Consider the following 22850-nt stretch of genomic DNA (forward strand, 5'->3'; position numbering starts at 1 on the left):
CCGTGCAGATTACTTCGATCATCGCAATCTACGCATTGTTCTGGGTGATGAGCGCTTTCGTCTTGCTGCCATTCGGCATCCGCACGCCTAACGAGACGGGTGACAGCCTGGTCCCCGGGCAGGCGGACAGCGCTCCCGTCAATTTCCGCCCCGGCCGTTTGGCCATGCGGGCGACGATCCTGGCTGCCGTGCTGACAGCCTTTTTCGTCGCCAATTATTCGCAAGGCTGGATCACGGTTCAGGATATCGACCTGCTCGGCCAACTCAGCCCGCCACCGGAGTAACCCGCTGCTAGTCGCGCAGGCGGTCTATCGCCTGTGCCAGCGCGACGTAGAGCTTGCCCATGTCGCTGGAGAGAAGGGTGACGGCCATCGCGTTGCCATCCCTGGTCGAGAGTACGCCCCGCAGCATGGCCTCGAAATCGTGGATGTAGCGGTTCACGGTCTCGCGGAATTCCGCATCTTCGGAATAGACGGCGCTCACCTGCCGCGCCTCGTTGTTGTCGAGCAACTTGACGGCGCGGCGCGTGAAGATGCCGCGATCGCCGCGCAGGTAGTGTGCCCATTGCGTATCGCCGATATCGTTGTCGAACGCCTTGGCGATATCGATGGCGCTGGAATTTAGCGCTTCCGTGATCAGGGCCATGCGGCGCGAGAAGTCGTTGTTGATCTGCTCCTCGGCCCGTTCCCGAGCATAGCGCACGCGGCTTTCGAGGTTTGCGGCCAGATCGTTCACCTGCTCCAGCTGGTTGCGCAGTTCCTCGGCGGTCTCGCGACCTGCGGTATCCGCGCGCGAGGTCGCCTTTTCGAGCTCTGCAATCGTCTCTTCGGCATGGCGGCGCATGGAAGATGCGAGTTGCTCGCGACTGGCTTCTGCAAGCTTTTCCGCCATTTCGGCAACGCCTTGCGCCTGTTCCCCGCGCAGGTTTTCGAGCACTTCGGTCGATGCCTTGGTCAGCATGTCGATGGCCTCGCGAAGCTCGCGCGATGTGCGCTCGGCCAGCTTTTCCGCTTCGTGGCTGACTTTGCCCAGCTGGCTTTCAAGATCGCCCATCTGTTCAAGCGAGGCATTACCCGTCTCGCGCGTTTGCGCCAGCTGGTCGGCAAGCCTGGCACCGCGGCTTTCGGCGTCCTGGATCAGGCTGTGCAATTCGCGTGCGGTCGTTCCGAAGGTGTTCAGACGGTTTTCAGCGCTGGCAACCGCGCCGGAAAGTGCCCCCTCGGAATGATCGGCAGAGGATCGGATAATCTCCAGCAGGCGCACGCTGTCATCGGTGAGGCGCGTGATGAACTGCCCGCTTTCGTCGAGCACGGCGCGGCTTTGCGACAGCCGATCGCTCAGGGCTTCGGTCGCGGCAGTCATCTTGTCCTGTGTATCGTCCGTCTGCGAACTGAGGCTGGCGAGCCTTTCGTCCAGTGTAGACAACCGTCCCGCGAGCGCTTCACCGCGCTCCGCAAGGCCGGCAACGTGGGCCAGGTGCTCTTCCTGCCGCTCGGCCAGTTCCCGGTCAAAATCTGCAATACGGGCGGTGAGGGCGGACAGTGCTTCCTCCTGCGCTGCGGCGTTGGCCTGGCGGCGCTTCTCGAAATCGGCCTGGAAGGCTTCCATCGAATCGCCGAGGCGCTGATCGACCTTCGCCGCCTCGTCGTTCAGGGCGACAAGGCGCATGCGGGCGTTGGTCATGGCTGATTCGTCCAGCCTCACCACGCCTTCGAGAACCTGCTTCATGCGATCTTCCAGTGCGGAGATCGCGTCCGACCAGCGCTTGATCGCTGCCGACTGCCCGCTGTCGAGACCGCCGACCAGTTTCTCGCCTTCGAGGCGCAGGGCGGCAAGGCGTTCGCGCATCGCGGCGGCGGCTGCCGCCTCGCGTTCATGCATGGCCTCGGCATCGTCCTGCAACTGTTTGGCCAGCGCTTCGGAGCGGGTAGCGATTGCATCGAAGACGCGTTCTTCGTCGTTGTCGAGCTGGCGGCGGAACTCGTCGCTGTTAGCCCGCAGGCGGTCGAACCTCTGCCCCGCCAGTTCGCCCAGTTTCGTGATCTGGTTTTCGAAAGCGGCAAGCGTTTCTTCCACCTTTTCGCCGATCCGGGCGACGTGGGCTTCCCCGGTTTCCTGAAAGCCGTTCAGCCGTTTGAACGAGTTTATCAAACCATCGACCTGCTCCTGCGCGGAGTTGCCGGCATTGCCGAGCTGGTTGTTCAGGTCACGTGCCGAATTGGTGAGCACCGGAAGCTGGTCGCGCAGCCGCTCCATGTTGGAAACGGCCGAATCGCTGACGTTGCCAATGTTCTCCACCTGAGATGAATTGTTGCGAATAAGTGTCTGGAGATGATCCGCATTTGTCGAAAGACGTTCTGCCGCCATGCGCCCGAGGCTCTCCAGATCGCGGGACTGCGCTTCGATGAAATCGCGGGCGAGGGCGAGTTCGCGGTTCACGACCAGCAGTCTGTTTTCCAGGCGCGCGGATTCATCCGCCAGCGCACGCGCGGCGTCTGTGAACCGATTCGCCTCGCGGCGACTGTTGCGCATCGCAATGAGATATAGGCCAGCGAGGAGAACCAGGGGCACCGACCACTGGACGATCCATTCGATCCACCGCTCAGGCGCGGCGCCAGCCAGAATTTCCCGATGGTGGACCCAAGCGAAGAAACCTGTCCAGGCCAGCGCTGCCACCACAGTCAGCGTGGGCGCGAGCCATGTGGCTCTCGGCCTTTTCGGGTCGTCTTCCCAAAGCTCCTCCTCGAAAGTCTCCTCTTCCGAAGTCTCATAGGCTTCGTCCCGGTTGATCGGGGCTTCGTCGAAGGCGTCGTCGGCAGTAACGTCCTGCCCGGTCACAAGGTTCTGTCTGCGGCTCATCCGATGTCCTTAACACACCGTAAACGCCATGGGAGCAGGAGAAATGGTTAAAACCCACCATGCGGCGTACGGGGCGGGCATTTTATCCGCAGGGCAGCTTCGCCATCTTGGCAGTTGGTCGCCTGCGCCCTAGCTAGGCCCCATGCCGACCACGGACGACACCTCATGCGCGCTGCGCTGATTGCGATCCCGCAACCGGGCGAGGGGCTTTCGCCCATGATCGCAGGCAAGACAATCGCCCATCGGCAATTGCTGTTTGCGCGTGAGGCCGGCTGCAGAAGCGTGACAGCATTCGGCAACGGCGCTTCGCGCGAGGGTATCGAACTGCGGCATGCTGCCGAGCGTATGGGGCTGAAATTCCAGGTTATATCGAGCGCACATGCGCTTCCCGGCATCATCCGCGACGATGATAGCCTGATGGTCCTGCAACCGGAACTTTTGCCCGAATCCCGTGCGGCGCTGGAATTGCTGCGGGCCGAGGGTGACAGGATCCTGGTCGTTTCCGCAGGGCCGGGGGCCAGCGCCGGGTTCGAGCGGGTGGATCTGGACCGCGCATGGGCGGGTGCGATGACTATTCCGGGGCACCTTCTGGGCAAGTTGTCCGGTCTGCCAGAGGATATCGCGCCCCACGGGGCCTTGCTGCGGATTGCCTTGCAGAACCGTCTGCCAGAAGCGCGCCTTGCGGACGACACGCTGGATGACGGAGGGTGGGCGGTCATTCCGTCGCCCGAAAAGGCGGCCGCGCAGACGCTCGCCTGGCAACGCCGGCATTTGCAGGAGACTTCGCCCGCACGGATATCCCGCTGGATCGCCCGAAGTCTTGCGACAGGGCCAACCAGGCGGCTGCTCGACCTGCCATACATTCGCCCCGGACTTCTCGCGCTGGCAGCATTGTTGACGGGCGGCGGCATCGCGGCAGGCATTTACGAACGCCCCGTCCTCGGATTTGCGCTGATCGCCCTGGCCGTGCCGGTGCTCGAATTCTTCCTTTCGCTCGGAAAACTGGCGGTCGCTCCTTTCGGGAAATCGAAGCACTGGCCCTTGTTGCGCTTCGGCATAGACGCGGCCCTCCTTGCGCTTGGCATTCTTGCCATCGACAGCCTTGCCCATCGCAGCATCTTCCCGCCGGTCGTGTTGATTTCGGCACTCCTGCTGCTGGACCGAGGCGATTTGCCGACTTGGCTCGAGCCGCTGCGCGACAGGATGGTGATCGCCGTAATCGTTGCTGTCGTCGCCGCACTTGCCACGCCCGAACTGGCCATCATGCTGGCCGGTCTGCTGGTGCTGCTCGCCAACATCATTCCGTCACGAAGCTAACGCGGGTTTAACCAAGCTGCGCTATGGCCGGACGCATGAACGACTCTTCATCCGCAGGCCCTTCCGCTCAATCCGTCGAGGATATGTTGCGGGACGAACTGGCGCAGGGCGATGTGATCCTGTCCACGGCGCGCCCGATCCTGCGTCACCTGCTGGCGAATGACAACCACGCGCTGTTCAGCGACGAGGTCATCGCCCGTATCCGCGGGATGATGGTGCATCTTGCGCGGCAGATGCTGTTCGAGCTGGCTGCAGAACTCGGGATCGATGATCGCGGCGCATTCGTGGCAGAGCGCGAGGAGGCGCTGGCAACCAGCCTGCTCGAAGACGCGGCCTTCCTCGGCCACGCGCATGCGCTCACGATCGAGGCACAGATGGCGGAACGCCTGAGTGCCCGTAGCGGGATCGATCCGGTGCTTTCCCCGCTGATGCAGGAACTGGCCGCTTCGGATGACGAGGGCCTGGCGCAGGCGGCCATGCGCATCATTGCCGCTCAAGCGCGCTACATGCAGAAAGTGCGGCGCATGGAGCTGCCGTTGGAGGAATTGCCTGCCGAATTGTTCCACGCCGCCACAGCGGCTTTGAAAAGGTCGCAGGACGATCTTGGTAGCGAGGCCATGGCGGTATGCGACCGTCTTCGCGAAAACCATGATGAAGGCGAACGTCGCATCGGTCAGATGATGCGGTTGGTGATGGCCATGAAGCCAGACGCCAGTCGCGCGCTATCGGTAGACCATGCCGGGCTTTCCCTGTTCTCGACAGCGCTCGCAATGGCGTGCGAGCAGGAGCGTGACGCTGTCATCCTCTCGCTGGGCGAGAATCAGTGCGCACGGCTTGCCATTTCCCTGCGGGCGGCGGGACTCGAGCAAAGCGCGGTGGAACAGCAGTTTCTCTATCTGCACCCAGAAATTTCGCTCCCCGAAGGATTCAGCTCGCTGGGCGCGGATCGTGCGGCGGAGTTGTTGAGCGCAGCAGCGTCCGGAACGGCGCATTGAGGCCATGGCCGCCGCGTCACCCATCATCGCGCATGCACGCACGGACGGTCAGGACCGCCTGATCGAAGCCGAGGAACCGCTGGCGGGCTTCCACTTGCGCGCAGGCGGTGAATTGCCCGGCGCACTTATCACGCCAGCCCTTATCGAACTGGTCAGGAAGGCGCGCGTCTACGGGCTCAGCCTGGCGCGGGTAATCCGCGCTCAGGACGAGAGCGAGCAGGTAACGGCGTGGGTTGAGGTGAAGCCCGATGGCGAAGGTGCCAGGATCTTTATTGCCGACTGGCAAGCCGAACCTCTCCGCCCCATCGCGCAGTCGGATGCGTCGCGCGAGAAATTGGCGCTGATCCGCCAGATCGCGGGGCTCAGCGCCCAGCTCGGACCTTCGCAGGAGCTGCTTGGCGTAGAAGGCACGGCCCCTGACCTCGCCGGTCTCGTCGAACAGATGCGGTCGGGCATTGGCGAGGCATGGACGAACTTCATCGCGCCGGGGCGGACCGCCCACCATCAGCCACTGCACTGGCGATTGCTCGACGGGGCATCGGTGGACATTCCCGGCTCGGATCGTCGGTGGAACGTGCATCTCGTTCCGCTGGGGAAGCCGCAGGCGAGTAGCGCAGGTTTCGAACTTTATCTCGTCCCGCAGAAGGCAGAGGCCGAAAAACCGCCCAAGCCTGCGCGGGACCCCGATCGCACGAGCGGCATCGGACGTGATATCGCGCCCGTCCTGCGACAGCCGGTGAGCCGGATTATCGCCAATGCCGAAACAATCCGCACGCAGCTGGCCGGCCCGCTGGCGGAGGAATACAGCAATTACGCCGCCGACATCGCGTCGGCCGGCGAGCACCTGCTGGCGCTCATCGACGACCTGACGACGCTGGAGCTGGTGGAGGACGAGCAGTTCGAAACCGCTCCGGACACCATTGATCTGGCCGATGTAGCGCAACGCGCCGTCGGCATCCTCGGCGTAAGGGCAGGGGAGCGCGGGGTCACGCTCGACGCGCCGAAATCCGCCGACAGTGTCCCGGCGGTTGGCGAATTCCGCCGCGTATTGCAGGTCCTGCTCAACCTTGTGGGCAACGCCATCCGGCACTCACCCGAGGGCGGACAGGTCTGGATCCGCACCGAGCAGGTGGGTGAGCGCGCCCGCATCACCGTCGCCGACCAGGGCGAGGGGCTGAATGAAGACGAACAGGTGAGGGTCTTTGCCAAGTTCGAGCGGCTAGGCCGTAGAGGCGATGGGGGTTCGGGCCTTGGTCTCTACATCTCGCGTCGACTGGCCGAAGCGATGGGCGGCTCGCTCACCGTCGAAAGCGCCAAGGGGCAGGGCGCGCGTTTCACGCTGGAACTGCCCAGCTTCAAGGAGCGTCGGAAAGAACCACGCTAAACGTCCCACAAAAGAGAACGCCCGGCCTTTCGACCGGGCGCTTCGTTGTTGGGCTTGTCTCTCGACTTCAGCGCTGGCTGAGCGGCACGTAATCGCGCTGCGTCGGGCCGGTGTAGAGCTGGCGTGGGCGGCCAATGACCTGGCCGGGATCGGAAATCATCTCGTTCCACTGCGCGACCCAGCCCACAGTGCGGGCGAGAGCGAACAGGGCGGTGAACATCGTGGTCGGGAAGCCGATCGCCGAAAGAATCACGCCGGAATAGAAATCGACGTTGGGGAACAGCTTCTTCTCGATGAAGTAGTCATCGTTCAGCGCCATTTCCTCAAGCTGCAGGGCCGTTTCAAAAACCGGGTCCTTGACGTTGAGCGCCTCGAACACTTCGCGCACGGTCTTCTGCATGACTGTCGCGCGCGGGTCGTAGTTCTTGTACACGCGGTGGCCGAAGCCCATCAGGCGGAAGGGGTCGTTCTTGTCCTTCGCACGCTCGATGTAATGCGGAATGCGATCCGGCGTGCCGATTTCGCGCAGCATGTTCAGCGCCGCCTCGTTCGCGCCGCCATGGGCAGGACCCCACAGGCAGGCGATACCCGCAGAAATACAGGCGAACGGGTTCGCCCCCGACGAACCGGCGAGGCGCACGGTGGAGGTCGAGGCGTTCTGCTCGTGATCGGCGTGAAGGATGAAGATGCGATCAAGCGCCTTCTCCACGGCCGGGACGATCTCGTATTCTTCTGCCGGCACACCGAAGGTCATGCGCAGGAAGTTGCCGGTGTAGCTGAGGCTGTTCATCGGCTGCATGAAGGGCTGGCCGACGGCATATTTGTAGGCGTTGGCAGCGATGGTCGGCATCTTGGCGATCAGCCGGTGGCTGGAAATCTTGCGATGTTCCGGGTCCGAGATATCGGTGCTGTCATGGTAGAACGCGGACAGCGCGCCCACCACGCCGCACATGATGGCCATGGGGTGCGCATCGCGGCGGAAACCCTGGTAGAACTGCCGCATCTGGTCGTGCAGCATCGTGTGATAGGTGATGGTGTTGGTAAAGTCGTCCAGCCCTTCGGAGCTCGGCAGTTCGCCGTTCAAGAGCAGGTAGGCCACTTCCATGAAGCTGGACTGTTCCGCCAGTTGCCCGATGGGATAACCACGGTGCAGCAGAACGCCCTCATCACCATCGATGAAGGTCAGCGCGCTCTCGCACGATGCGGTGGACTTGTAGCCGGGGTCGAAAGTGAACCTGCCGGTCTTGCCATAAAGCTTGCGGATATCGATGACATCCGGCCCGCAGCTGCCCTCCAGCGTGGGGAAATCGAAGCTTTCGCCTCCTACTGTCAGATCCGCTTGCTTGTCAGCCAAAGCTGTTCTCCTTCATGTGTTTGCTATCGGCAGTTGAGAGAATGTCTCAAGCGCCGGTTTGATCGTCGATCCGTGCAAGGCTCTCTTCCCTTCCGAGAAGCACCAGCACGTCGAAAATTCCTGGCGAGGTGGTTTGCCCCGTGAGCGCCGCGCGAAGCGGCTGCGCAAGTTTGCCGAGCCCAAGCTCCAGCTCTTCCGCGTAGGCTTTCAAATTGGCCTCCAGCGCCTCGATTGTCCAGTCCGTTTCGCCGCGCAACCGATCGGCAATGACGGAGAGACGCGACCTTGCATCGTCATCCAGCAAACCCGCAGCCTTCTCGGTAAGTTCAAGCGGTCGCTGCTTGAACAGGAAAGCGGCGCCATCGGCCAGTTCGTTCAGGTCTCGCGCGCGGGTCTTGAGCTCGGGCATGGCCCTGGTCAACAGCGCTTCGTCTGCTTCCGGCCCGATGAGGGGCGCAATCAGGCTGGCAAGCCGCGCGTCGTCCGCCTTGCGGATGTAATTGCCGTTCATGCTCAGCAGCTTCTTCATGTCGAAGCGGCTGGGCCCTTTGCCTACGGCATCGATATCGAACAGCGCGATCGCTTCCTCGCGGCTGAATTCTTCCTGGTCGCCGTGGCCCCAGCCAAGGCGGAGCAGGTAGTTGAACAGTGTTTCGGGCAGGATGCCCATGTCGCGATAATCGCGCACCCCGAGGGCCCCGTGGCGCTTGGAAAGCTTGGCACCATCGTTACCATGAATCAGCGGCACGTGGGCATAGGTCGGCTCTTCCCAGCCATCCTCGACACCCTGCATGGCGCGGATCACCTGGATCTGGCGGAACGCGTTGTTCAGGTGATCGTCGCCGCGGATGATGTGGGTGCAGCCCATGTCCATGTCGTCCACCACGACAGCCAGCATGTAGGTAGGCGTGCCATCGGCGCGCAACAGGATGAAATCGTCGATCTCGCGGTTATCGACCTTCACGCGGCCCTGAACCGCGTCCTCGATAACCGTTTCGCCGCCTTCCGGCGTCTTGATGCGGATCGTGTAGGGCGCGCCCTCGGGCGCTTCGGAGGGATCGCGATCGCGCCAGCGCCCGTCATAACGCAGCGGCTGCTTGGCGGCTCTTTGTTGTTCGCGCATCTCGGCGAGTTCTTCCGGCGATGCGAAGCACTTGTAGGCATGGCCGGCGTCCAGCAGCTTGCGCGCCACTTCGGCATGCCGATCGGCGCGCTGGCTCTGGTAAACCGTGTCCCCATCGAATTCGAGGCCGAGCCATTCGAGCCCGTCGAGGATGACATCGATCGCCTCCTGGGTAGACCGCTTCTTGTCGGTATCCTCGATGCGCAGCAGCGCCCGGCCACCGTGGTGACGGGCGTAGAGCCAGGAAAACAGCCCGGTTCGGGCATTGCCGATGTGCAGGAAGCCGGTTGGGCTGGGCGCGAAGCGCGTCACCACTGGACGCTGCTTTGAACCGTTACCAATCGAACTTGCCATAACTGCCTGTTTCCTGTCCTGTATTTCCATGGCTAGCAAACATCCCCCTCTTGTCCCGCTAGGCGACGAACCGGGCGATGTTGCAACGCAGCAGTCGCATTGGCGAATGCCGCGGGATTTGTCCAGCGTAGCCGATGGGGCAGAGCGTTTCCTCGGTCACTCAGGTTTCGATCGAGGCCCCTGGCTGGCGGTCGCCCTTGCCACAGGCATCGGCGCCTGGTTCGCACTTGGCTCGCAGGCCGCATGGATCATGGTGATGGCCGGCGGACTGCTGACAGCCCTGGGTGCCGTTGCGCTATGGAAGGGGCGGGAGGAACGCGTTCATCTCGTCGGCGCGGTGGCGGCGTGCGGCCTGCTCGTTTCGTTCGGCACCGGACTCGCCTGGGCGCGTAGCGAACTGGTCGGTGCCGAGGCGTTCGAGAGGCCGGTCTACGACACCTTCCGGGGGCGGGTTCTGGAGCGGATCGAACAGCCCGCGCAAGACCGGGTGAGGCTGGTCATGGCAACACGCCACCCCGAGAGTGGCGAAGCGGTGAAGATCCGCGTCAACGTTCCGCTGGACGCTGCAACGTCGGAGATGGGGGAGGGCGCGCTAGTGGAACTGCAGGCGAGGCTGATGCCACCTGCCCCGCCCATGCTGCCCGGGAGGTACGATTTCGCCCGCACCGCCTGGTTCGAGGGGTTCGCCGCAACCGGTAGCGTTCAGGGAGATGTGCGCGTGGTGGAAACATCAGTGCGGAACGGCGATTTTATCGCGGGCTTGCAGCGCCAGTTATCGGGCCACGTGCGGGAAAACCTCGGCGGGTCGGCAGGGAGCATCGCGGCGGCCTTCGCCAGCGGAGACCGTGGCGCCATCAGCGAAGCGGACGAGGACGCCATGCGCGATGCAGGGCTTACCCACCTGCTCTCGATCAGCGGGTTGCACGTGAGCGCCGTGATCGCGGGCACGTACCTGCTGGCGATACGCCTGCTGGCATTGTGGCCGTGGCTCGTCCTTCGTGTCCGCCTGCCCGTCGCCGCAGCGGCGATCGCTGCTCTTGGCGGCATCGGATATACCCTCCTTACCGGTGCACAGGTACCCACGGTGAGAAGCTGCATTGCCGCGCTGCTCGTCTTGGGGGCGCTTGCGCTGGGGCGCGAGCCGCTGTCGCTGCGGATGGTGGCTGTCGCGGCGGTCGCCGTGCTGCTGATGTGGCCGGAAAGTCTGGTCGGCCCCAGTTTCCAGATGAGCTTCGCCGCCGTCATCGCGATTGTAGCCTTGCACAACGCGGAGCCTGTGAAACGCTTTCTGGCGCCGCGGGAGGAGAGCCGCGCTGCGTGGCTCGGTCGGCGGACGCTGATGCTGCTTTTGACAGGCATGGTCATCGAGATCGCACTGATGCCGATCGTACTGTTCCACTTCCATCGCGCGGGCGTTTACGGGGCGCTGGCAAACGTCATTTCCATCCCCCTCGTCACGTTCATATCGATGCCGTTGATCGCCGTTGCACTGGTGATGGATGTGGTCGGTCTCGGAGCGCCCTTCTGGTGGTTGGTCGGTGTCTCGCTCGATCTGCTGATCGGCATCGCCCATTTCACCAGCAGTCAGCCTGGTGCGGTAAAGCTGATCCCCCAGATTACCGGTTTTACCTTCGCGCTGTTCGTCGCGGGCGGTTTGTGGCTGGCATTGTGGCGGGGAAGGGCACGGTTGTGGGGTCTTCTGCCCACGGCGTTCGCCACGCTCATGCTGGTCCTGACCCCGATCCCGGACGTCCTGATATCAAGCGACGGACGGCATGTCGGCGTTACCGGAGAGGACGAGCGCCTTCTCGTCCTGCGCGACACGCGCAGCGATTACACGCGCGACAACCTCCTGGAACTTGCCGGGGTAGAGGGCGAACCCATTCCCATGGCTGAATGGCCCGACGCGGATTGCACTGCGGATTTCTGCGTAGTGACCCTTGAACGGGGCGGACGCTCGTGGAGCATCCTGATGAGCCGGAGCCGCAACATCGTTGGCGAACGGGCCCTTGCGGCGGCTTGCGAGCGCGCTGATATCGTCGTTTCCGATCGATGGCTGCCCCGCAGCTGCACGCCAAGGTGGCTGCGTGCCGACGCACGAATGCTTTCCCAGACCGGCGGTTTGGCTATCGTCCTGGGCAAGGAGCCCGAGGTCCGGAGCGTTGCCGACAGGCAGGGCGATCATGGCTGGTGGCGAGGCCGGGAGGCTGATTGACGCACAGAGAAAAGGCGGCATCCTTGCCGGACGCCGCCTCTTATGAATTCGTCAGGATCGAAACCTCAGTGGTAGCGCCGCAGCAGCCCGGCGAGTTTGCCCTGCACCTTGACCTGGCGATCTTCGTAGACTTGCGGATCGTACGATGCGTTTGCGGGATCGAGGCGGATCTTGCCACCATCGTGGTAAAGGTACTTCAACGTGGCTTCCTCGTCGTTCACCAGCGCCACGACAATGTCGCCGTCACGCGCCGTATCCGCCTTCTTCACGAGAGCGAAGTCGCCATCGAAGATACCCGCTTCCACCATCGAATCGCCGGAGACTTCCAGCGCGTAATGCTCGCCCGAGCCGAGCAGGGCGGCGGGCACCGGCAATGTTTGAGAATCCTCCAGCGCCTCTATCGGGACACCGGCAGCGATGCGGCCATGCAAAGGAATCTCGATCACGTCGTTCGCCGGCTCGGGCTGGCTTGGAGGCGGGGTGGTCGCCTTTGCAACCGGATCAATTGGCTTTCCGCCGAGATTTTCCGGCATCTTCACCACTTCAAGAGCACGGGCACGGTTCGGCAGGCGCCGAATGAAGCCACGTTCCTCCAGCGCAGAGATCAGGCGGTGAACGCCTGACTTGCTCTTCAGGTCGAGCGCTTCCTTCATCTCCTCGAAACTGGGAGAGATACCGCTTTCTTCCAGACGGCGGTGAATGAACAGCAGCAATTCGTGTTGCTTGGCAGTCAACATGGGCAAGCCCCTCATTAATGTTCCACATCAGGAACGAATAAGGAACAATTAAGAAACAGATCTGGTCAAGTCAAGCGATACCGCCATTTCGGATGCGATAGATTTCCACGGAGTCATTGGCCTTCGTCGGCGGAGCACCGATATCCCTGCGGATCAGCACATCCGCGGCAGCAAGTGCCCGAAGGGCGCTGCTATCCTGCTCCTCGATCAGTTCGACTTTGCCGTTGACGATGCGGCCCCGCAAGAACTCCGTGCGTTTGCCGCCAGCGGGCAGCGGTGTGAGGCAGGCCATTGCAACGGGGTGGGGCAACATATCCAGCGCACCCGCCATCCTTCGCAACAAAGGCAACAGGAAAAGATAGGCCGTAACGAAGCTGGAAACCGGATTGCCGGGGAGGCCCAGAATGACCTGATTGGCCCGTCGCGCAACCATCAGGGGCTTGCCCGGTTTCATCGCGACGCGCCAGAAATCGATCGTCGCGCCCCATCTTTCCAGTGCGGGTTTCACCAGATCGTGATCGCCGACCGAAGCGCCGCCGCTGGTGACGATGACGTCGGCGCGGGCGGCGCTTTCAAGCCCGCCGAGCATTGCGTCCATCGTATCCTTGACAGGACCGATGCGTAGACATTCCGAAACGAAAGGCCGGGCGAGCGCAGCTATGGCCGGACCATTACTGGCCGGGATCTGGTGCGCCTCGCACTTCTCGGGATCGGCGCCCAGTTCGTCACCACTGTCCAGAACGGCTATAGAGGGCAGCCGATGAACCGGCAGAACGCCGTGCCCACCCGATAGGGCAAGCGCGAGCTGGGCGGGGCTGATACGCGCGCCCTTTCGCAGCAGCGTTTCACCTGCCTCGAAATCGAAACCGGCGCGGCGAATGTGGCGAGGTGTCGGGTTGCCTTCGTCATTCAGCGATAGGGTATCGCCTTCGCGGGTCGCATTCTCCTGCAGCAGGACCGCGTCTGAGCCGTGGGGCATGATCGCCCCGGTTGAGATTCGGACAGCTTCTCCCGTCGCCAGCGTGCCGGAAAAGGGGTGGCCTGCCGCGCTTTCGCCGACGATGCGCCAGGGGCCGGAATGATCTCCGGCAGCGATCGCGTAGCCATCCATGGCTGAAAGGTCCGCGCTCGGCTGCGTGCGCCGCGCCTCGATATCCTCTGCCAGGCACCGGCCCACGGCGTCGGCAGCGACGATCCCTTCCGTAGGCAAGGGGGAAACCAGCGCGCAGAGGCGCTGCTGGGCCTCTTCAACGGGTATTGGTGCGGGCAGGCTCACTCGGCGCGCCAGTCGCCGCTTTTTCCGCCGGTTTTCTCCAGCAGGCGAACTTGTTCGATGACCATCCCTTTCTCCAGCGCCTTCGCCATGTCGTACAGCGTCAGCAAGGCGATGGAGGCAGCGGTCAGAGCTTCCATCTCGACTCCGGTCTTGCCGGTGAGGGCGGCGCGGGCCGTCACTTCGACCGCGTCGTTCGAGAAGGTGAAATCCACGCTTACGCTATCGAGCGCGAGCGGGTGGCAGAGCGGGATGAGTTCGCCGGTCTTCTTGGCCGCCATGATGCCGGCGATACGCGCGGCGGACAGCACATCGCCCTTCGGACCGCTACCTTCGCGCACCGCCTTCAGGGTGGCCGGCGCCATCCGGATACGACCTCCTGCCGCCGCGCTGCGCACGGTTTCCGCCTTGCCGCCCACATCCACCATGCGCGCGGCACCCTTGTCATCAAGATGGGTAAGATTGCTCATGCCGGCGACCTATCCCAGAATTGCCGGAATGGGCAACACAATGCGCGACGACAATCGGCTCTCGGACCTAGCCGTACAGGAGCGCCCGCGTGGCAGCTTCAACATCACTTTGCCGCATCAGGCTTTCGCCGACGAGGAAGCAGCGAACGCCCGACCCGGCGAGGCGCTGGCAATCGGCGTGGGTGTTGATCCCGCTTTCGCCGACGAGAAGCGCGCCTTCGGGTGCAAGTCTTGCAAGGCGTTCGGTCGTAGCGAGGTCGGTAGTGAAGGTCTTCAGGTCGCGATTGTTGACCCCGATCAGCCGTGACGTCAGGTGCAGCCCAGCGCGCTCCATCTCGGCCTCGTCGTGCACTTCGACCAGCACGTCCATGCCGTAATCGAGCGCTGCCGCTTCGATCTCCGCCATGAGGCCGTTGTCCAGTGCAGCCACGATGATGAGAATAGCGTCGGCGCCCAGCGCGCGGCTCTCGGCAACCTGCCAGGGATCGACCATGAAATCCTTGCGCAGCACCGGCAGTTCGCACGATGCCCGCGCTTCCAGCAGATAGTCCTCGTGCCCCTGGAAATAGGGCGCATCGGTGAGGACGGAAAGACACGCGGCACCGCCCGCTGCGTAGTCCATCGCGTGCTGGTGCGGGCGAAAATCCTCGCGGATCAGGCCCTTGGAGGGAGAGGCCTTCTTTACCTCCGCAATCAAGCCGAAACCATCGGCAGACTTCGCTTCCAGGGCCCCGTGGAAACCGCGCGGCGCGCTCGCTTCGGCAGCCAAACGATCGAGATCGGCCTGCGTTTGCGCAGTCTTGCGAGCGCGCACTTCTTCGCGCTTCGTGGCGCAGATTTCTTCCAGCTTGTTCATTTCGCGGCCGCAATCCAGCAGTCGAGCAACGCCTTGGCGAGTCCCTTGTCCAAAGCCTCGGCTGCTTCCTCCACGCCTTCCTCCCAGCTTTCGACTTCGCCAGCCACGATTAGCGAGCCTGCCGCGTTGAACAGTACGGCATCGCGATAGGGCCCGGGCGCGCCCTGGAGGAGGGCCTGAAGCGCCTTGGCGTTGTGCTCCGGATCGCCGCCACGGATGGCTTCGACGGGGGCGTGGCGCAACCCTGCGTCCTCGGCACGAACGCGTTTCATCTGCACTTCGCGGCCCTGCACGTCAGCAACTTCGTTGCCTTCATCGAGGCTGAGCTCGTCGAGCCCCTCGTCGCCCGAGACGATAAAGGTGCGCTCCGTGCCGAGCCGGGCCATGGCGCTGGCGTAGATCGGCACGTAGGCAGGCCGCGCAATGCCGATAAGTTGGCGGCGCACACGCGCGGGATTGGACAGCGGACCCATCAGGTTGAAGATCGTGCGCTTGGCCAGCTTCTGGCGAATGGGCTGGATGCGCGCCATGGCCGGATGGTGGTTCTTGGCGAAGAGGAAACAGATCCCGATCTCGCGCAAGGTGTGCTCTGCCGTGCGACCGGCGGCCTCCATGTCCAGGCCAAGCGCTTCGAGTGTATCCGCCGCCCCGGCCTTGCTGCTAGCCGCGCGATTGCCATGTTTGGCAACCGGCACGCCGCAAGCCGCGACTACGAGCGAGACTGCCGTAGACACGTTCAGCGTATGGTGCCCGTCGCCGCCCGTACCGCACACGTCGATGGCGTTCTCCGGGGCTTCGATGGGGATGAGGCGTTCGCGCATGGCGCGCGCGGCGCCGGTGATTTCCTCGGCGTGCTCGCCGCGGTCCGACATGGTGGACAGGAAGCTGACAATCTCCTCTTCGGAGGGCTTGCCATCCAGCATGTCGCCAAAGGCCTGCTCTGCCTCGGCTTCGCTCAGCGGATGATCGGCGGGGGGAAGTATGCTCATGCCACCAGCCTTTCGGGCAGGCTCACTTCGATGTCACAGATGCGGCAGAAGTTTGCGAGCAGTTCGTGCCCGTGTTCGGTCGCGATGCTTTCGGGGTGGAACTGCACGCCATGGATGGGAAGCTCAGCGTGACGGAAACCCATCACGGCCGTGCCGTCGAGACCCGGCGTCTCGCTGGTGGCGTTCACGATCAGCGAGCCGGGAATGTCCTCGACAATCAGCGAGTGATAGCGGGTTGCGATAAAAGGTGAGGGCAGGCCGGCGAATACGCCGGTTGAATCGTGATCGACCGGCGAGGTCTTGCCATGCATCAGCCCGCCGCGCGCGACAGTGCCGCCGAAATGTTGCCCGATGGACTGATGTCCGAGGCACACGCCCAGCAGCGGACGCTCCGCATCGGCGCAGGCGGCGACAAGGTCGAGACTGATCCCCGCCTCGTTCGGCGTGCAGGGGCCGGGCGACAGGAGAATGCCTTTCGCACCCGTCGCGAGTGCTTCGCTGGCGGTGAGGGCATCGTTACGCACCACGTCCACCTTCGCCCCCAGTTCCATCAGGTAGTGAACGAGGTTGAAGGTAAAGCTGTCGTAATTGTCGACAACGAGGATATCGGGCTTCTGGCTCATGCGGGTTGCCTTTTGCCTGTCACGGCTTCGCGATCAAGCGGATTTGCCAGCGAACTGGTCTGTTGCGCGCACCAGCCCGTCGATAATGCCGGGTTCCGAGGCACTGTGCCCGGCATCGTGGACAATGCGAAGCTCGCCTTCGGGCCATACCTTGCCGAGAGCGTAGGCCGAGGTGGGCGGAGTGCAGATGTCGTGGCGCCCCTGCACGATGATGCCGGGGATGCCCTTCAGTTTGTCCGCGTTTGCGAGAAGCTGTCCGTCCTCCAGGTAGAAATCCTCCAGGAAGAATCGGGCGGCAATCCGCGCCATGGGCAGGGCCGTGGCGGCATCGGCGTAGTGCTCCAGCAATTCGGGCTTCGGCAGCAAGGTGGCGACATTGCCTTCCCACAGGGCCCAGGCACGCGCCGCCTCAAGACGCACCGCCTCATCATCACTCGTGAGGCGCTGATGAAACGCGGCGACGATATCGCCTCGCTCATCCTCGGGAATAATGCCCACGAAATCGTCCCACGCTTCCGCCATGATCTCGCTGGCGCCGTACTGGTAGAGCCAGTCCTTCTCCTTCTGACGCGCGAGGAACACGCCGCGCAGCACCAGTTCGCTCACGCGCTCGGGATGGGTCTGCGCGTAGGCGAGGGCGAGCGTTGCGCCCCAGCTGCCACCGAAGACCTGCCAGGTCTCGAACCCGCACATCTCGCGCAGCCGCTCCATGTCGGCAACGATGCGCCAGGTGTCGTTATTCTCGATCTCTGCAAAAGGCAGGGACTTTCCGCAGCCGCGCTGGTCGAAGAGAATTACATCGTAGAGTTCGGGGTCCCACTGGCCGCGGTGATCGGGCGAAATGCCTCCGCCGGGGCCGCCGTGCAGCATCACGGCGGGCTTCGCGCCTTTCGTACCCACGCGCTCCCAGTACAGCGAATGGCCTTCGCCTACGTCCAGCATTCCGCTGTCGAACGGCTCGGTGATCGGATAGAGGCTGCGGTACTGCGTCATTCGCTTGTTTCCTTGTCGCGCACGATGATGATTGGGCCGATGGGCGGTCCTGCGTCCATACGGTCCTGCGCCGGGTCCCACATCTGCGACACGCTTCCATCAAGGAACAGGGCATTGTTAACGCGCAAGACGTCGCGATAGAGCCGGGCCAGCTTGCCGAAACTGACCGGCGCTTCGCTGATGACGAAATGCGCGCGCCCGGCGGCATCGACACCCACCGCGTTGCGGGTTTTCTTGCTGGCGCCATCGGGATCGAATGCCGGATGCAGATCTCCGCTGATCACCAGCATCGGGCCGGACTGCGTTGCAAAGTGGGGGCGGTCGTCCACCTGCCGCGCAAATCGCTCCGTATCCCAAACGCGCCACGGCCCTTCGGCGGTTTCCCCGAAGAACACGCCATTGGGCAGGAGATGGAAATTGCCGGGCCCTTCGTTCTGGTTGAGAACGGTAAAGCGCAGGCCCTCTTCGACGTAATACCCGATGGGATGACCTTCGGCGTCAAACATTCCGCCGTTCATCGCGAGCGCCACGGTTTCAGCGTCGTTGCCAAGTCCGGCTTCCAGCGCCTCCATCGATCGATAGGGCGCGTCGGAATCGTCGGGAGAAAGGTCCATGGCGATAGTATGCTCACCTGGCTGCGCAATGCAGTGCGTGAACGGAGAGTCTTCGAAAACGAGAGGTTCGCAGATCGACTCGCGGGGTATTGCCTCATCCCCTTCGGTGCGGATCGAACAGGCCGCCAGGACAACCAGCGCGAAGCCTGCCAAGGCGTGCTTCGCGCCTAGGTTCACTGTCCGAACCCGGGTTCGCTCGCCACCTCCACGGCTTCACGCGCGGCGGCGATCAACGCACCGGCCTTGTGGCGGCACTCGGCGGCCTCGTAAACCGGATCGCTGTCGGCAACGATGCCTGCGCCCGCCTGCACGTGCATGACGCCGTCCTTCACCACCGCCGTACGCAGGACGATGCAGCTGTCGACGGAACCATCCGGCGCGAAATAGCCTACGCCGCCGGCGTAGGGGCCACGCGTCTCCGGCTCCAGTTCGGCAATGATCTCGCATGCCCGTATCTTCGGCGCACCGCTGACCGTCCCGGCGGGGAAGCCCGCAAATAGCGCGTCGAGCGCGTCCTTGTCCTCGGCCAGGCGGCCTACGACGTTGCTGACGATGTGCATGACGTGGCTGTAGCGTTCGATGGTGAAACTGTCGGTCACGGTCACGCTGTCGGCTCCTGCAACGCGGCCTACGTCGTTACGGCCGAGGTCCAGCAGCATCAGATGTTCGGCGCACTCCTTGGGATCGGCCAGCAGGCTGATCTCGTTGGCCTTGTCCTCGCTGGAGGTGGCACCGCGCGGGCGCGTTCCGGCGATGGGACGGATCGTTACCTCGCCCTCGCGAACGCGCACGAGGATTTCCGGGCTGGATCCGACGACGGCGAAGCCGGGAAGGTCGAGGAAGTACAGGAACGGCGAGGGATTCACGCGCCGTAGTGCGCGATAAAGGTCGAGCGGCGGCAGGGGAAACGGGCAGGTGAAACGCTGCGCCAGCACGACCTGGAAAATGTCGCCCGCGGTGATGTAGTCCTTCGCGCGAAGGACGATGCGCTCGTAATCTGCCGGGTCCATCACGGCTTCGAGGGACAATTCTGGAGCTTCGGGAAGGCGTTCTGTATCCGGAACCTTTTCGCCGAGCTTGCGCAAGGCTTCGTCGATGCGCTCTCCCGCACGATCGATCATGTCGGCAGGGTTCCCGTTGCCCGCCCACAAGGGCGCCGTGACGTAGAGGCTGTCGCTCAGGCGGTCGAAAACCAGGACGAGAGCGGGTCTGGCGAACAGCATGTCCGGCAAGGCGAGTTCGCTGTCCGGCGCGCGTGGCAGGGTTTCGACAAGGCCGATCGTCTCGTATCCGAAATAGCCGACCAGACACGCCAGCGCAGGCGGCAGGCCTTCTGGCATGTCGATACGGCAGGCATTCGCCAACGCGCGCAGCTCGGTCATCGCATCGTCTGCCAGCGGCTCGAAAGCATCGGGATCATGGCGCCAAGCGCGGTTGACCTCTGCCTTGGCTCCGGTGGCGCGAAACAACAGGTCCGGATCGAGGCCGAGGAGGCTGTACCGTCCGCGGGTCTCCCCGCCCTCGACGGATTCCAGCAGGAAATCGCCGCGCCCCGGCTCGATCAGCTTGAGGGCCGCTCCGATCGGCGTTTCGGTATCGGCAACAACCCTGCGCCAGACAAGCGTGTTACGCCCGGCGGAAAGAGCATCGACGGCAGCGTCTGCGTTCTCGAGAATGGCTGACAAGGAACGGACCTTACTGGACCGAGCCGGTGAGCGAAGCTCGCACGGCTTCGATACCAACCGAGTTCAGTTCGATCTCCATGGAGCTTTCGGCAGCGGCCAGGAACTGCTGCAGGTATTCCTCACCTGCTGCTTCGGCCAGTTGGCGCTGCGTGTTGGCGACGACCGGATCGTCTTCTGCAAGTTCCGCGGTCTCGATCTCGTCCAGTTGCAGCACGAACCATGTGCTTGCTTCCGGCAGGTTTACGATCTTCGCGGTCCCTTCCGCCATGGTGAAGAACAGCAGCGTGGCGCGGGAGAGATTGCCTTCCTCGGCCAGCTGCCGACGGTTGAGACGCAGCGGCTCCGGAGCGGGCAGGGCGACATCTTCTGCCGCGACCGCTTCCGCCAAGGTGCTGCCCTCGTTAACGCGCTCCTCGATCCGGCGAGCGGCTGCTCGCGCGGCTGCCATGCCCTGGTCCCGACGCCATGCCAGGGTCACGGCATCCTCGATCTCGGACAGCGGCGCTGCGGCGCGCGGCGTAACCTGCGAAACCTCGAAGACCATGAATTCCTCGCCCGGCACGACTTCCGCAAGTTGCGGGCTTCCCTCGCTCATCTCGAAAGCGAAGCCGATCACGCGCTGGAGTTCTTCGGGAGCCGGCTGCGGCGTGCCATAGATGGTGCCTTCGGCGGTAAGAGGCTGCGTCGTCTGCACCTCGACGCCCAGCTCATCGGCGGCTTCCGAAAGGCTGCGCCCGTCGGTCAGTTCATCCTCGAGCCGTTCGGTCAACTCGTTCAGGGCGAGGCGGCGACGTTCGGCCGCAAGGGTTTCGCGGATGGAATCGCTGGCCTCTGCCAGCGTCTGGCCGCTGATCTGGTTCACGTCGCTTACTCGCAGGACATACCAGCCCAGCTCACCGCGGACCGGACCGACCAGATCGCCTTCGGATGCAGCGAAAGCTGCTTGCGCCACGGCTTGCGACGTCTGGGAGGCAAGCGCGGCCTGGTCCAGCTCGGTCAGGGATACGGTGCTGAGGCCCTTGGAACGTGCGGATGCTTCCAGAGAAACCCCGCCTTCGACCTCGTCGATAACGGCCTGGGCTGCGGCCTGCGTGGGGACGACAAGCTGGGTGAAACTGCGTTGCTCGGTCGCGGCGTATGCCTCCGCGTCGCGCTGGTAGCGACGGGCAATCTGTTCCTGCGTGATGGCGGGCAGGTCGCCCACGGCATCGATGCCGAACGTGACATAGCGCAGCACGCGGCGTTCCGGACGGATGTAGTTGGCGCGGTTCGCCTGGTAATATTCCTGCAATTGCTCGTCCGTCGGATCACCCTCGGGCGCGAACGCACTTGCGGGAATGGCGGCCCCGCTGCCGCTGCGCGTTTCCGCCACCAGCTGGGCATAACGGCGTCCAAAGCTGTCGGGCAATTGTGCGCCGTAACTGAGCGGCAGAAGCAGCTGGCGACTGTACAGCCCCATGCCGAGATCTTCGAGAACGCGCGCTTCGGTGAGGGAGTTCTGCCGCAGGAAATTGCGGAAGATCTCCGGGTCGAACTCGCCATCGAGGCCGTTGAACGTCGGAATGGCGCGCAGTTCGCTGTTCACCGCCCGGTCGCTCACCCGCAGACCGAGGTTTTCGGCGAATTCCACGAGCGCCCAGCGCGTAACCATCGTGTCGAGCACCTCATCAAGCCCGCCCTGTTCCACGAAGGCTTCCATTGTGAGCGTCGGATTTTCCGCCCGCGCCTGCTGCAAGGCGTTGTTGGCATTGGTCTGCAGGTCGGAAGTGGAGATGCGCTTGTCACCCACCACGGCCACCCGGTCGCCGCCCGCAACGCCGCCGAACATGCCCGTGTTGGCCACGTCGGAACTCGCAAAAGCGACTGCAATCAGGGCCAGGAAGGCGAGGGTGACGCCAATGCCGATCTTGGACTGGAAGAACTTGCGGAAGAAGGTGATCATCGATGCGTCGTTTTCTGTCTCGTGCAGCGCGCAGGAATGTGCGCGCTTCGTTTCGCGGGTCGCTTTATCCGGCCTGATACTCTCTCGCAACAGCAAGACACACCTTTCCGACAAAGTGGAAAACCTGCTTTGACAAGCTGGTGGTGGCGGACTAGCGGACAACTCTACATGTACGAGTTGGAGCCTGTGGGCGCCCCTCTCCTGACAGCAATATCACGGAAATATCACGAGAAATGACCATGCGACCCTACATCGTCGGCAACTGGAAAATGCACGGCACGCGGGCCATGCTGGCCGAAGCGCGCGCGATCGACCGCGCTGCCGAGCGTCTGTTGAAGGTGGAAGTTGCCATCGCGCCGCCGTTCACCTTGATCCACGCGACCCGCAAGGAAGCCAATCTCATCGGGGTCGGCGCGCAGGACGTACATGCTGCCGATGGCGGCGCGCATACCGGGGACATTTCCGCCGCCATGGCGAAGGATGCCGGTGCGGGCTTCACGATCGTTGGTCATTCCGAACGCCGCGCCGATCACAAGGAAACGAATGAGCTGGTGAAGGAAAAGGCCGAGGCCGCCATTGCCGCCGGCATGAACGTGATCGTCTGCGTGGGCGAGACCGAGGAAGAGCGTGATTCCGGCAAGGCCGAAGCGGTTGTCGCAGAGCAGCTTTCCGGCTCGCTTCCGGAAGGCGAAAACGTCGCCGAGAAGATTACGGTTGCCTACGAGCCGGTCTGGGCCATCGGCACCGGACGCACTCCGACCGTTGACGATATCGGTGCCATGCACCGCCACATCCGCGAAAAGCTGGTGGACACCTTCGGTGAAGACGGCGCGGCGATCCGCATCCTGTACGGCGGTTCGGTAAAGCCCGATAACGCCGCCGAACTGCTGGCGGCGGACGAAGTGGGCGGCGCGCTGGTCGGCGGTGCCAGCCTGACCGCTGAAAGCTTCCTCGGCATCATCATCGCAGCGGCAGAGGACCAGGACGACAAATCCTGACACCGCGGGGCTTGCGCGCTCCTGCCCTTGTGGCGGCGCGCGCATACGCCTATGTGAGCGTCCAATTCA

19 protein-coding genes are annotated in these 22850 nt (G+C 63.5%); 6 read left to right on the plus strand and 13 right to left on the minus strand.

What is annotated here, in order from left to right; genetic code table 11:
- Positions 1-2: 2 nt before the first annotated feature.
- Positions 3-284, plus strand: coding sequence for a DUF1467 family protein (locus tag ABFX23_RS11765; protein ID WP_346033236.1), 282 nt, complete (start codon positions 3-5; stop codon positions 282-284).
- 7 nt (positions 285-291) lie between these two features.
- Here the strand turns inward: ABFX23_RS11765 and ABFX23_RS11770 are convergent, their stop codons facing one another.
- Entirely contained in the window at positions 292-2859 is a 2568-nt protein-coding gene (locus ABFX23_RS11770) for a coiled-coil domain-containing protein (RefSeq protein WP_346033237.1), read from the minus strand.
- Between the two features lie 165 nt (positions 2860-3024).
- Here ABFX23_RS11770 and ABFX23_RS11775 point away from each other — a divergent pair, with 165 nt between their 5' ends.
- From ABFX23_RS11775 to ABFX23_RS11785, 3 genes are read left to right on the plus strand one after another with little or no spacing between them, the layout of a single operon-like run.
- Positions 3025-4176 carry a hypothetical protein gene (locus tag ABFX23_RS11775; RefSeq protein ID WP_346033238.1) on the plus strand — a complete coding sequence of 384 codons (1152 nt, stop codon included), beginning with the start codon at positions 3025-3027 and terminating at the stop codon, positions 4174-4176.
- A 35-nt stretch (positions 4177-4211) separates the two neighbouring features.
- Positions 4212-5171: a hypothetical protein gene (locus tag ABFX23_RS11780; RefSeq protein WP_346033239.1), complete on the plus strand. Its 960-nt coding sequence runs from the start codon at positions 4212-4214 to the stop codon at positions 5169-5171.
- Between the two features lie 4 nt (positions 5172-5175).
- Positions 5176-6555, plus strand: a complete 1380-nt coding sequence (locus ABFX23_RS11785) for a sensor histidine kinase (protein ID WP_346033240.1) — start codon at positions 5176-5178, stop codon at positions 6553-6555.
- 67 nt (positions 6556-6622) lie between these two features.
- Here the strand turns inward: ABFX23_RS11785 and ABFX23_RS11790 are convergent, their stop codons facing one another.
- Positions 6623-7909, minus strand: coding sequence for a citrate synthase (locus tag ABFX23_RS11790; protein WP_346033241.1), 1287 nt, complete (start codon positions 7907-7909; stop codon positions 6623-6625).
- Between the two features lie 46 nt (positions 7910-7955).
- Positions 7956-9386 (minus strand): glutamate--tRNA ligase, encoded by a 1431-nt coding sequence (gltX, locus tag ABFX23_RS11795; protein ID WP_346033242.1) that lies wholly within the window; start codon positions 9384-9386, stop codon positions 7956-7958.
- A gap of 28 nt (positions 9387-9414) precedes the next feature.
- Here gltX and ABFX23_RS11800 point away from each other — a divergent pair, with 28 nt between their 5' ends.
- Positions 9415-11601: a ComEC/Rec2 family competence protein gene (locus tag ABFX23_RS11800; protein ID WP_346033243.1), complete on the plus strand. Its 2187-nt coding sequence runs from the start codon at positions 9415-9417 to the stop codon at positions 11599-11601.
- Positions 11602-11666: 65 nt separating this feature from the next.
- Here ABFX23_RS11800 and lexA read toward each other — a convergent pair whose 3' ends face one another.
- The 10 genes from lexA to ABFX23_RS11850 form a co-directional block, all read right to left on the minus strand.
- A complete protein-coding gene (gene lexA, locus ABFX23_RS11805) occupies positions 11667-12338 on the minus strand; it encodes a transcriptional repressor LexA (protein ID WP_346033244.1) in 672 nt (223 codons plus the stop codon).
- A gap of 70 nt (positions 12339-12408) precedes the next feature.
- Positions 12409-13614, minus strand: a complete 1206-nt coding sequence (locus tag ABFX23_RS11810; protein ID WP_346033245.1) for a molybdopterin molybdotransferase MoeA — start codon at positions 13612-13614, stop codon at positions 12409-12411.
- The gene (gene moaC, locus ABFX23_RS11815) at positions 13611-14081 is read right to left on the minus strand and encodes a cyclic pyranopterin monophosphate synthase MoaC (RefSeq protein ID WP_346033246.1); all 471 of its coding nucleotides are present in this window, start codon (positions 14079-14081) and stop codon (positions 13611-13613) included. Before moaC ends, ABFX23_RS11810 begins: the two co-directional genes overlap by 4 nt.
- A 67-nt stretch (positions 14082-14148) precedes the next feature.
- Positions 14149-14937 (minus strand): indole-3-glycerol phosphate synthase TrpC, encoded by a 789-nt coding sequence (trpC, locus tag ABFX23_RS11820; RefSeq protein WP_346033247.1) that lies wholly within the window; start codon positions 14935-14937, stop codon positions 14149-14151.
- Positions 14934-15926 carry an anthranilate phosphoribosyltransferase gene (gene trpD, locus ABFX23_RS11825; protein ID WP_346033248.1) on the minus strand — a complete coding sequence of 331 codons (993 nt, stop codon included), beginning with the start codon at positions 15924-15926 and terminating at the stop codon, positions 14934-14936. The genes trpC and trpD overlap by 4 nt, the downstream gene beginning before the upstream one ends.
- Positions 15923-16549 carry an anthranilate synthase component II gene (locus ABFX23_RS11830; RefSeq protein ID WP_346033249.1) on the minus strand — a complete coding sequence of 209 codons (627 nt, stop codon included), beginning with the start codon at positions 16547-16549 and terminating at the stop codon, positions 15923-15925. Before ABFX23_RS11830 ends, trpD begins: the two co-directional genes overlap by 4 nt.
- 33 nt (positions 16550-16582) lie before the next feature.
- Entirely contained in the window at positions 16583-17542 is a 960-nt protein-coding gene (pip, locus tag ABFX23_RS11835) for a prolyl aminopeptidase (protein WP_346033250.1), read from the minus strand.
- Complete coding sequence (locus ABFX23_RS11840; protein ID WP_346033251.1) at positions 17539-18156, minus strand: phosphodiester glycosidase family protein; 618 nt, start codon at positions 18154-18156, stop codon at positions 17539-17541. Before ABFX23_RS11840 ends, pip begins: the two co-directional genes overlap by 4 nt.
- 173 nt (positions 18157-18329) lie before the next feature.
- Complete coding sequence (gene trpE, locus ABFX23_RS11845) at positions 18330-19832, minus strand: anthranilate synthase component I (protein WP_346033397.1); 1503 nt, start codon at positions 19830-19832, stop codon at positions 18330-18332.
- Between the two features lie 19 nt (positions 19833-19851).
- On the minus strand, positions 19852-21783 hold the full coding sequence (locus ABFX23_RS11850; protein WP_346033252.1) for a peptidylprolyl isomerase: 1932 nt from the start codon (positions 21781-21783) through the stop codon (positions 19852-19854).
- 233 nt (positions 21784-22016) lie between these two features.
- Here ABFX23_RS11850 and tpiA point away from each other — a divergent pair, with 233 nt between their 5' ends.
- On the plus strand, positions 22017-22781 hold the full coding sequence (gene tpiA / locus ABFX23_RS11855) for a triose-phosphate isomerase (RefSeq protein ID WP_346033253.1): 765 nt from the start codon (positions 22017-22019) through the stop codon (positions 22779-22781).
- Positions 22782-22850 lie beyond the last annotated feature (69 nt).

Source organism: Erythrobacter westpacificensis (genome assembly GCF_039542285.1).
In the GTDB taxonomy this organism is placed as follows: Bacteria; Pseudomonadota; Alphaproteobacteria; order Sphingomonadales; family Sphingomonadaceae; genus Alteraurantiacibacter; species Alteraurantiacibacter westpacificensis.

Coding starts and splice junctions, on each gene's coding strand:
- trpC (WP_346033247.1), bottom strand. CDS start 14,937: ATGAACAAGCTGGAAGAAATCTGCGCCACGAAGCGCGAAGAAGTGCGC.
- tpiA (WP_346033253.1), top strand. CDS start 22,017: ATGACCATGCGACCCTACATCGTCGGCAACTGGAAAATGCACGGCACG.
- moaC (WP_346033246.1), bottom strand. CDS start 14,081: ATGAGCAATCTTACCCATCTTGATGACAAGGGTGCCGCGCGCATGGTG.
- ABFX23_RS11800 (WP_346033243.1), top strand. CDS start 9,415: ATGGCTAGCAAACATCCCCCTCTTGTCCCGCTAGGCGACGAACCGGGC.
- gltX (WP_346033242.1), bottom strand. CDS start 9,386: ATGGCAAGTTCGATTGGTAACGGTTCAAAGCAGCGTCCAGTGGTGACG.
- ABFX23_RS11770 (WP_346033237.1), bottom strand. CDS start 2,859: ATGAGCCGCAGACAGAACCTTGTGACCGGGCAGGACGTTACTGCCGAC.
- trpD (WP_346033248.1), bottom strand. CDS start 15,926: ATGAGCATACTTCCCCCCGCCGATCATCCGCTGAGCGAAGCCGAGGCA.
- ABFX23_RS11785 (WP_346033240.1), top strand. CDS start 5,176: ATGGCCGCCGCGTCACCCATCATCGCGCATGCACGCACGGACGGTCAG.
- ABFX23_RS11830 (WP_346033249.1), bottom strand. CDS start 16,549: ATGAGCCAGAAGCCCGATATCCTCGTTGTCGACAATTACGACAGCTTT.
- lexA (WP_346033244.1), bottom strand. CDS start 12,338: ATGTTGACTGCCAAGCAACACGAATTGCTGCTGTTCATTCACCGCCGT.
- ABFX23_RS11850 (WP_346033252.1), bottom strand. CDS start 21,783: ATGATCACCTTCTTCCGCAAGTTCTTCCAGTCCAAGATCGGCATTGGC.
- pip (WP_346033250.1), bottom strand. CDS start 17,542: ATGACGCAGTACCGCAGCCTCTATCCGATCACCGAGCCGTTCGACAGC.
- ABFX23_RS11775 (WP_346033238.1), top strand. CDS start 3,025: ATGCGCGCTGCGCTGATTGCGATCCCGCAACCGGGCGAGGGGCTTTCG.
- ABFX23_RS11840 (WP_346033251.1), bottom strand. CDS start 18,156: ATGGACCTTTCTCCCGACGATTCCGACGCGCCCTATCGATCGATGGAG.
- ABFX23_RS11780 (WP_346033239.1), top strand. CDS start 4,212: ATGAACGACTCTTCATCCGCAGGCCCTTCCGCTCAATCCGTCGAGGAT.